This window comes from Vibrio aerogenes, from assembly GCF_024346755.1.
Lineage (GTDB): Bacteria > Pseudomonadota > Gammaproteobacteria > Enterobacterales > Vibrionaceae > Vibrio > Vibrio aerogenes.
In genome coordinates this window covers 1,132,983-1,142,780 of sequence record NZ_AP024862.1, presented here as the reverse complement: position 1 = coordinate 1,142,780, position 9,798 = coordinate 1,132,983, and the positions used below count along the sequence as shown (strand labels likewise).

Sequence of the window (9,798 nt, the reverse complement as noted above, 5' to 3'; positions counted from 1 at the left end):
TAAATGAGGAATGAAGATGTTTAAATCTATTTTGATCCGCTTTAAATGGTCGATTGTTGGCGCGACACTGTTGAGTGTGGTCGGGGCGCTGGCCGGGATTGTGATGCTGAAAATTATTACGATGCAGGTCAGTCAGCTCGGTGCAGGCGGGTCGCCCGGACCGTATGCTTTCCCGATCTTTGTCGGCGCGGTGTCAGCGGTATTGCTGTTTAGTCTGTTGTCCCGTTATCTGCTGGCAAAACTGAGTGCGCGGATTGTCTATGAGTTTCGTGATTCACTGGCAAAGCGTCTGCTCGCAACCAGTTATGCCAGTATTGAAAAGATCGGCGGACACCGGATCATGGCAGCAATGAAAACGGATGCGTCGAAGCTGTCTGATGGGTTGCTGCTGTTGCCCGGCTTCATTTACAGCTTTGTGACGGTGCTGTTGTGTCTGGGATATATGGTGTACACCTCATGGCAGCTGTTTACCGTGGTGTTTGTACTGATCGCGCTGATTATGTTTGTCTCTAAACTGATTCTGAACCGCGGCCTGCATCATTATCTGCGGTTGAGAGAGTACGAAGATGATATGTTCAGCGGCATGAAAACCCTGGTCGATGGTGTGAAAGAGTTGACGATTAACGCCCGTCGCCGCCGGTTTACTTATGATGAAATTCTGGAGCCGAACTTCGCGGTGATTCGTGACCGTAGTGTGAAGGTGTCGCTGATTTTCACCATGCTGGGCAGTATGGCCTCAACGCTGGTCTTTTTTGTGATTGGTGTGATTGTGTTCGGCAGTCAAGTTTATTTTCCGCAGGTGCCACTGGGTGTGGTGGTGACGTTTGTGCTGACGATTCTGTATATGGTGACCCCGCTGCAAAGTGTGGTGGATTCCATGAACCGTTTCAGTGATTGTTCGGCGTCTTACCGCAATATCGAAGGGCTGGAACTGGGTGAACCGGATGAGTTCGAACGGCGGACGGATCTGACCCGTCAGGTGGATGATTCGGTGGCTGACTGGTCGACACTGGCGGTCCGTGATCTAGTGTTTGAGTATCAATCTGATCTTGAGGATGAATACACGTTTCATGTCGGCCCGGTGAATACAACGTTCCGGCGCGGCGAAGCGGTCTTTCTCACCGGCGGGAACGGCAGCGGCAAGTCAACCTTTGCCAAGTTGCTGGTTGGCTTATATCAGCCGGATCAGGGCAGTATTCAGCTGGATGATCAGGCGGTGTATGATGCGGTGGATATCAGCGATTATCAGCAGATGTTTTCCACCATTTTCTCAGACTTCCACCTGTTCGAGCATGTACTGAATGCGGCAGGAGAGCTGGAAAGTGATGAGGTGATCGGCCGGTATCTGACGGAATTGGAGCTGGGGCATAAAGTCACGTCAAAAGACGGGAAATTCTCTTCTGTGGCGATGTCGCAGGGGCAGAAGAAACGCCTGGCACTGCTGATGTCTTATATTGAGAACACGCCGGTGTGCCTGTACGACGAATGGGCCGCGGATCAGGATCCCCGTTTCCGGGAAATCTTCTACACGCAGATTATTCCGCAGCTGAAGCGTCAGAATAAACTGGTGGTGGTGATCAGCCATGATGACAGGTACTTCCATCTGGCGGATCAGCTGGTGAAGTTTGAAAACGGACAGATCGTGGTGGATGAGCGGCAGGCTCAGCCGCAGCAATATCATGTTTCTGAACAGGCTGAACTGGTGATGGCTTAAGGCGGTGAAAGAAAAACACGCCTGATGATTGTGATAAAGAAGGCCGGTTTTGACCGGCCTTTTGCATGTTGGCAGCATCAGGCCTGAGCAGTATAACTGGCAGCCGAAGCAACGCGTAGGCTGTCCAGCCCGAAGGGCCTGGTTGATTGGTTATGTTTTAAAAAACGATTAAGTGTGTTTCTCATCAAAAATAGCTCGTGCGTGTTCTAAATCAGACTTGTGCTGCTTACACCACTCCGCCAGTGATGCAACCTGATTCGAAAATGAATGTCCGAGAGCGGATAGTTCATAAGTTACGCTTGGAGGAATCGTGGGTTCAACATGTCGAAGAACATAACCATCACGTTCTAATCTTCGTAGTGTCAGTGTCATCATCCTCTGCGATATGCCAACTAATGCCTTTTCAATTTCCCGATAACGTTTCGGGCCACTGGAAAGTTCTGCCAATGTCATCACAGTCCACTGCTCGCCTAAGCGATCAAGAATCATACGCAAGCCACAATCCTCATGCTCATTGGAGCCACAGGGAGTCAAGGGTGTTGCTGTAGGACGAACATTTATGTGCGTATCAGACAAAATTGTGCCTCCTTACAAAGAAACTGGAATTTCTCTACAGTAGAGAAAACTAACAATGGAGGAAATACTATGATTCTCATAACTGGAGCTTCAGGACAACTATCATCACTTATTATTGCCAAAGCAAAAGAGCTGGGTTTAGATTTTATAACAGCGAGCCGAGCACTTAATGCTGATAGGCAGATGGACTTTGATCATATTGAAACATTAGATTTTACAGGTGTCGACACTATTTTCCTGACTTCCGCTGGTTATGCCGAAGATGATATTGTTATCCGCCGGCACAATAACGTTATTACTGCAGCCAGTACGCAAGGAGTAAAGCATATTGTTTATACAAGCCTTTCTTGTGCAAGTGATCATCTGGGTTTTGCCTTAGCTCACCGTTGGACGGAAAGAAGGTTACAAGAAAGCGGTATGGCATGGACAATATTGCGTAATGGTCTTTACGCTGGATTAATTGGCAGTCTTACTAGTTCCTGTGAAGGTCGAATAACCGCACCTTTTGGTAGCGAAGAAATTTCAGCCGTTTCACGAGAAGACCTTGCAGATGCAGCGGTGACAGTGCTCAAAGATACAGCAGCGCACAATAATAAGGTATATGAGCTATCTGGGGTAAAGTCATTTTCAGTGCCCGATATTGCCCGACGTCTTTCTGTTCATTACGAACCAACTGACTTAAGCACAGAAAGAAGTAGACTGGATACTTTACAACTACTTCCCTTTCAGGTTCCTATGCTGATGTCTATATATGCTTCGTCAATGGCAGGTTTCCTAAAAACTGACTCTAGTGATCTAACAAAACTAGTACCTAAGCCCAGAGATGCACTTGCAATCGCTTGTTCGGTGGTAACGAACGCTTAGTTGTGCCTGTCCTGCTTAGTTATATGGGCTGTGTGCAATGGGCTGCATTTACTGAGCTTAAATAAAGGTTGATTTTATGTTTTATGAAGATTTGAGTAATTATTGTTATTACTTAAAAACACCTGTTTCAACGGTGAGAAATGTTGGTTGGCTAGAGAAAGATCAGCCCTATAAGACAGGCAAAGTGTTGGATGGTTTTCTATCAAAGTTGTCCAATATTATTTTGGGAAATGACTCTGTTGATGCACAAGTAAACCGTATACGTTCAATGCATCCTTGTTCTTTATATGATTGCGGCATGTTAGAAATAGAAGTTAACGGGAAAAAATCTTCTTTAGGGACTGCGGAAATATGGGTTCCATCAAAAGATGGAAGTGTTTTTTTTGCTGCACCAACAATGGTTTATCACTATGTTGAAAAGCATAGCTATTTACCACCTGAAAAATTTGTTTCTGCGGTAATGAACTTTGACTTATCTATGCCTTACAAAGCTCAAGATATTTACTTAAAAGAAATTAAAGGGCATTTTTAGTTTTAGTGAACTTTCATAGAGAGGATCTTAGGGATAACTTTATATATTATATAGAGACTGTCCAATACACACAGCCGCCCGGAAATCCGGGCGGCAGCGCCAATAAACTCACTCCCCAATCCGGGCCAAACACACCCGTTCCACCAGTCCTTTCAGCTTCAAAACTTCGCCAGCCAGATAATCTAATTCATCTTCGGTAATTTGATAATGCTCTGAATAACGGGCCTCGATATAAGCGCGTTGCAAGCGGCGAAAGCTGCGGCGGTGAAACTTGCTGTCCAGCGGCAGAATGGTTTTAAATTCCGGGTCGATTTGTGCGCAGAGCTTGCCAAGTTTTTCAATATTGTGGGATTTTGGCAGGTAATTGGTGCAGGTGAGCAGGGTACAGGCGTAAAATTTTTCTGTCACTTGATGAAGTTGAAATGCCGCTGTTTTGTAATGGCCATTTTTGACCATCAGTTCGAAATAAATAAAAAATTCATTGGCGCTGGTAAACCACTGATCATAATGTTTTTTTGCAATGACTTTTTTTTCTTCGGGAGTTAAGCCTCCCGGCTGCGCTAACTCTTTCGGTATGGCTGAGAAAACCTCAATGCCTTCTTCGCGGATATCTTTAAAAAAATAATGACCTTGCTGGAGTCGTTCGTTGACATCATGGAGCGAATGCACAATCAGGCCAAGGGGCGCAGACGTCACTTTTCGGTCAATCTCTTCTCTTGCCCGCTGCCAGATAATGTCTTCTTCCACGGCATCATCATGATTCACCACCACCAGAATATCGTAATCCGACACATAGCCATTGTCCGGGTCATTAACCTGAGTGCCTTTGGCGTGGCTGCCAAACAGAATGATTTTTAAAATCCGGAATTCCCGCTTACTCCCTTGTTTATGTTTCACGAACTCATCCATGGTATTGCGAAAAATCACAGACATCGTCCGGAGTTCGTGCTGTTTGAGGTCGGGGAGGTGTTCAAGGCTTTTCTTCATGATACGGGTGACGGATGTATAAACAGATAATTGAGTCAGTGTGGCCGGTTATGGGGGAAATGTCTATAGGTTTCAGGGTGATTGGGGATTCAATTCGTGGTTCAGCAGGGTGATGTTGTGCCTGTCCTGTTTATTTGAGTGTTTCCGGCCATGAAGTGAATTTGTTGGCCTCAACCGATCACAGCCAGAGTTCAAGCCAGACCAAATCCGGTCATCTCGGTGCCTCGATGACGGTCTATGGGGCAACGGGTGGTGGTATCAATGTAAATGCCAGTTACAGCCGTAATGAAAACAGCGACCGCTCAGAAACCCATACTAACAGCACGCTGAATGCGGACAACATTCAGATCACTTCCGTGGGCGATACCAATGCGCAGGGCACGACGGTTCGGGCTGAAGATGAGCTGGAGATGCATGTTGGCGGCGATTTGAATGTCGCATCGGTGCAGGATCATCATTCATCCAGCAGCCACGGGAACAGCATCAGCGGCGGAGTCAGCCTGACAGGCGGGCAGGCTGCAAAAGGCAGCCATGTGATGTCTGATACCAGCAGCGCAGGGACGCTGACTGGTGTCAATGGCGGGTTCAATGTCTCCAATGGCCGCGAGCGAAGCCGTGACACTGTGTTGACCAGCCTGACCTCCGGCGGCACAGCTCATATCACGGTCGGCGGCAATACCGATATCAAAGGCGCGACGATTGCCACCACAGATGAAGACGGCAAAGACACCGGCCAGCTGACGCTGCAAACCGGGACGCTGACCTACAGTGACCTGAGTAATACCAGCTACAGCAGCAGTATGAGCGCCGGTCTGAATACCGGTGTTGGGATTGGTCAGGCGGTCAATGAAGACACCGGAGAAACCGAAACCACGGTCAGCGCGGGCTACAACACCAGCTCGGCGCAACTGAGCAATACCTCGAATTATCACAAGGGTAAAACACTGGCCACCATTGGTCAGGGCAACCTGATCATCGGTGATGAAGCAGGCAGTGACGACACCACGGCACTGAACCGGGATGTGGAGAACTCAGATACCGACCTGTTTACGGTAGAGCGCCAGCAGGGGAATTTTAATGTATCAATCGACCACCGGTTGTATAGCGAAGAAGGATGGAATTCGATTGCGGAGGATGCTTACCGGACGATGCTGGCCGGTAGCTCAGTGGCCGATGTGTTCACACAGGAATCCGTTGCTGCATCTGATACAGCAGAACATATGGATGTGGTGCAAAAAGAGCTGGATGTTGAATTGCTGGTCGCGAAGGAACATGGTGATTCGACAGTCAGTATCAACAATCTGGATACAGCAACCGCAGCACAGAAACAAAAAGCAATCAATGATTATGCCGCAGCTTATGCGCAGGTATTCGGGATCAGTATCGATAGTGCGCTGGTGATTGCCGTCAATAAAGCGATGGGCGGTGCGCATTATTCATCCGGGTCTGGTGGCAGCAACATTGTTATTAATGACGCTGCTCTGAAAAATGCGAAAGAGTACATGACCACACTGGCGCATGAAGTGACACATGGTCTGGAGTCTCAGGGGGTGATTGGCTCAAAAGGTGATCAGAGTGAAAATTATGCAGAGCTGATAGGTTCCTATGGGGCAGAAAACTATGCATTTGCACTGGAGCACGCCGGGCTGGGCAGCCTGAATACCGGCAATGTGAATCAGCATATCGGGAATAACTCCGCGTTAATTCAGAATAACTGGAACACAGTGAAAGATGTACCGGTCAGCCAGCTGGACTTTGAAATGGTTCAGGATGGCGGTTACAAGCGTTTTGCTCAGTTAGTTTCCACTGAACCCGCTTTATCTGATGTCACATTAGGTCAAATGAATCAGATTCTGGATGATGCTGTTTATCTGATGACTTATGGTGCGATGGCAAATGCGCCATCTTCATCTGATAACAAGATGGCGTATGTTGTTGATCGGTTGAAAGAGCAGGGCGTATCTCAAAATGTTTTGACATTCCTGTATAACAACCGATATCAGTTGGCAGATTATGTGATTGAAGCCGATGAGGGACAAAAAGAGGCATATAACCGGGCACTGACAAATGTGATGTCGATGGGGATTGCCGATCTGGTGCGTGATCCTTCAGGTAGTGAGCGGGTGAATGCCATTCAGGAAACATGGGATAACGCTTTCACTGCGGCTGGAGTGCCTTCAGGGGCGATGGGTTTAGCTGAGCTTGGAACGGATATAGCCAAGCTGCTGGTTCAAAAAGGCGTTCCATCTTTAAGTAAAACCGAGTTGATTGCAGCGGTGAAATCCTGGGGGATTGATATTACTCAGGCATCGAAGCAGGAAATGGACAACCTGTATCAGAATTATGTGCAGGGGAGCTCTGCTGCTCAAATAGTGAAATCTGAGCCATTGCCGAATTACACTGGTGGAAATGGGTCGTTTATTGCTGAAGGTGTGACAGCGCTGGATAGCCCAGCATATACATCTACATCAATGGTTGACTCGTTGTCTGACAATCAATTGGGACTTAGTATTGATGTTGGGGATGCGGGCAGGCTTGTTGATAATTTTGCTGATGATGCAGATTTCTCTGATGTTGGTGCCGGGACGGTGTTGGCGGAAAAATGGTCTGGGTCTGGTCTGGAGGCAGGTGTGCTTGGTGCAAACTCATTATCAAGTTCAACTCAAGCCATACAGAATTATTATCCTAAAGAAGGTAGCATTGAATTTATATTTGATACCAAATCAGAAACGTTTTTAGTTGGTAAACCTAAAAGCGGAATTGCCGGTTTATCTCCACATCAACAGTTAGCTCATACAATAGATGCTAATTCGTCTGATGTTGTTGGGGGAATGTTTAGAAGAGGAGCTAATGGTGAGATTATAACTAACGAGTTTAGTGGTCATTTTTGGGAAAATTGGAACCAAGAGAAAAGGCAGCAGTTTCAGCAAACGCTTAAAGCTCATGGAATCGTAGTCCAGCATAATGAAGGAATGTAGCTATGACAGAAGAATATGTTTCATTTTTTAAAGAATTGGGAAAATCGGCTATGATCCAGTTCTCGGCTATGAGTGGTACTGAGCAGTTAGTTGGCTGGTTTCCCGTGATACCTTTAAATGAAGAGAATTCTATTTGGTTGGGTATAAGTGACTCTGGGATATGGGTCATTAAAAAAGAGCTAAAATTAATGGCTCTAGATAACGAGGATAGATATAAATATCTGATTGTTCTTCTTGAGTATTCTTTTGATGATATAAAAGATAAAATTGATGAACTTGATTTGAATGAATTCTTAAAAGAAAAAATAATATTTTATTTTCCATTTAAAAACATTATTCAAGTTGCCTTTAAATATGGTTCTAATTATTGGATTGAATTGGCTCTGAATTGGTATGTGAATATGGATATTAAGGATAGGATTGTTTTTTTTGACTCTCTGAATGAAGTTGTTTTAAATAAATCGATTTCACAACGTACTCGTCATTATGTGTTAAGTGAGATAAAGAAAATGTCTCTATTAAAAAAGAACAAAAATGACATGGACATGTATTGAAGTACTAACAAGGACAAGCTCCCTAACAAAGGTCACACAAAAATTTCTTTACCATAGAGAAGTATGATTCGGGAACTACCTTGGATATATTATTGCAGCCTAACAAGGTGATGTTGTGCCTGTTCTGTTTATTTCATGGCGTATTTACAAGCCGGAAATAGTTCCTGAGTATATTAATTCATTTGAACCTGAAGTTAGAATTCCACAATTGCAGAAGGGAAGTTTCTAAAATGAGAGTTAGAGAATACAGTGATGAAAATACAGCGAGAAGAATTTTTCGTCAGGTAATTGGAAAGGTGTTTCGGGTTGGTTGGTATAGGGCCGACCCCAGGGCAAGATCGCGAACGTTTTTTGAACTATTAGAACGATCAGGTTGACGATCATATTTACCTGTGATCATATATGCTCCTTTGATGAAAGAGCGCTTCCTATTATGCACATTGACGAGTTTAAAGAATATTTCCATGCGGTAACAGATGAACGCCAATCTGCAAAGGTAACCTATTGCCTATTTGAGGTATTGTTTGGCTCTTTATGTGCCGTTATTGCCGGAGCAAAAGGGTGGTTTGACATTCGCGAATACATTCTTGGTCATCATGATTGGTTTAAGCGTAATGATATGTTTATTAAAGACATTCCTGCCGATGATACGATAGCCCGTATCATCTCCAGAATTGACCCAGAGTCGTTTCACGTCTGCTTTATTGACTGGATGTCAGCGGTGCATTCATTGACTGATGGTCTCAAGTCGTTGCTATCGATGGAAAGACGCTTCGAGGCTCATACAACAGAGATGATCGCGCCAGCACTATTCACATGATTAGTGCTTATGCCTCTTCAAACAAGTTGGTGCTTGGACAGCTTAAAACAGAAGAGAAAAGCAATGAAATCACAGCAATACCTGAGCTGATTAAACTTCTCGATATCAAGGGTGCTTTGGTCACTATCGATGCAATGGCGTGTCAAACCGAAATAGCGAAAACGATCGTCGACCAAGGTGCCGATTACTTACTTGCAGTCAAAAACAATCAGGGCAAATTACGTCAGGCAGTCGAAGCAGTTTTTGCGACGCAACGGGCAACGACGCCAGAACGTATCAGGGTTGAGCAAGGTCATGGTCGTATTGAATCCCGTCAGGCATACGTATTAAGCAGTGAAGCTCTCGACGGTGATTTCTCGCGTTGGAAAGGACTTAAGTCCATTGTTATGGTAGAAAATTTCCGCTATCAAAAAGGCAAAGAGGCAGAGCTCGAGTATCGTTACTACATCAGCTCAAAGCAGTTGAATGCAGAGCAAGTAGCAAGCGCAGTTAGAGAGCATTGGGGCATAGAGTCAATGCACTGGGTTTTAGATGTCACCATGGCCGAAGATGCTTGCCAGATTTACAAGGGTCACGGAGCAGAAAACCTCTCTTGCTTACGTCATATTGGTCTAAATATGTTGCGTTCAGAGCCAACCAAACTGAGCATTGTTGGAAAGCAAAAACGCTGCATGATGAATACATCCATGTTGGAAGCCGTCCTTAATGCTGGTTTGAACTCGATGAATAAAAGTTAAACACTCATGCGGTCACCCTAGGGCCGGCCCTATTCT

The 9,798-nt window shown here is 45.5% G+C and carries 7 protein-coding genes and 1 pseudogene; 6 read left to right on the top strand and 2 right to left on the bottom strand.

Annotated features, from left to right (window positions below):
* Nucleotides 1-16: 16 nt before the first annotated feature.
* On the top strand, nt 17-1,714 hold the full coding sequence (locus OCV29_RS22515; RefSeq protein WP_073605434.1) for a cyclic peptide export ABC transporter: 1,698 nt from the start codon (nt 17-19) through the stop codon (nt 1,712-1,714).
* A gap of 168 nt (nt 1,715-1,882) precedes the next feature.
* Here OCV29_RS22515 and OCV29_RS22510 read toward each other — a convergent pair whose 3' ends face one another.
* Nucleotides 1,883-2,248, bottom strand: a complete 366-nt coding sequence (locus OCV29_RS22510; protein WP_261887411.1) for a winged helix-turn-helix transcriptional regulator — start codon at nt 2,246-2,248, stop codon at nt 1,883-1,885.
* A 111-nt stretch (nt 2,249-2,359) separates the two neighbouring features.
* Here OCV29_RS22510 and OCV29_RS22505 point away from each other — a divergent pair, with 111 nt between their 5' ends.
* Complete coding sequence (locus OCV29_RS22505; RefSeq protein ID WP_442478220.1) at nt 2,360-3,154, top strand: NAD(P)H-binding protein; 795 nt, start codon at nt 2,360-2,362, stop codon at nt 3,152-3,154.
* 76 nt (nt 3,155-3,230) lie between these two features.
* Nucleotides 3,231-3,686 carry a DUF7919 family protein gene (locus OCV29_RS22500; RefSeq protein ID WP_073605436.1) on the top strand — a complete coding sequence of 152 codons (456 nt, stop codon included), beginning with the start codon at nt 3,231-3,233 and terminating at the stop codon, nt 3,684-3,686.
* Between the two features lie 108 nt (nt 3,687-3,794).
* Here the strand turns inward: OCV29_RS22500 and OCV29_RS22495 are convergent, their stop codons facing one another.
* The gene (locus tag OCV29_RS22495) at nt 3,795-4,673 is read right to left on the bottom strand and encodes a HEPN domain-containing protein (protein ID WP_073605437.1); all 879 of its coding nucleotides are present in this window, start codon (nt 4,671-4,673) and stop codon (nt 3,795-3,797) included.
* Between the two features lie 155 nt (nt 4,674-4,828).
* Here OCV29_RS22495 and OCV29_RS22490 point away from each other — a divergent pair, with 155 nt between their 5' ends.
* The 3 genes and pseudogenes from OCV29_RS22490 (at nt 4,829) to OCV29_RS22480 (ending at nt 9,762) form a co-directional block, all read left to right on the top strand.
* A complete protein-coding gene (locus tag OCV29_RS22490; RefSeq protein WP_261887410.1) occupies nt 4,829-7,651 on the top strand; it encodes a hemagglutinin repeat-containing protein in 2,823 nt (940 codons plus the stop codon).
* A 2-nt stretch (nt 7,652-7,653) separates the two neighbouring features.
* A complete protein-coding gene (locus OCV29_RS22485; protein WP_073605439.1) occupies nt 7,654-8,205 on the top strand; it encodes a hypothetical protein in 552 nt (183 codons plus the stop codon).
* 433 nt (nt 8,206-8,638) lie between these two features.
* A pseudogene (locus OCV29_RS22480) lies at nt 8,639-9,762 on the top strand (ISAs1 family transposase).
* Nucleotides 9,763-9,798: the final 36 nt, after the last annotated feature.

What these genes read in the sequence shown, in the direction of transcription:
- OCV29_RS22500 (WP_073605436.1), top strand. Translation starts at nt 3,231, where the DNA reads ATGTTTTATGAAGATTTGAGTAATTATTGTTATTACTTAAAAACACCT.
- OCV29_RS22515 (WP_073605434.1), top strand. Translation starts at nt 17, where the DNA reads ATGTTTAAATCTATTTTGATCCGCTTTAAATGGTCGATTGTTGGCGCG.
- OCV29_RS22495 (WP_073605437.1), bottom strand. Translation starts at nt 4,673, where the DNA reads ATGAAGAAAAGCCTTGAACACCTCCCCGACCTCAAACAGCACGAACTC.
- OCV29_RS22485 (WP_073605439.1), top strand. Translation starts at nt 7,654, where the DNA reads ATGACAGAAGAATATGTTTCATTTTTTAAAGAATTGGGAAAATCGGCT.
- OCV29_RS22505 (WP_442478220.1), top strand. Translation starts at nt 2,360, where the DNA reads ATGATTCTCATAACTGGAGCTTCAGGACAACTATCATCACTTATTATT.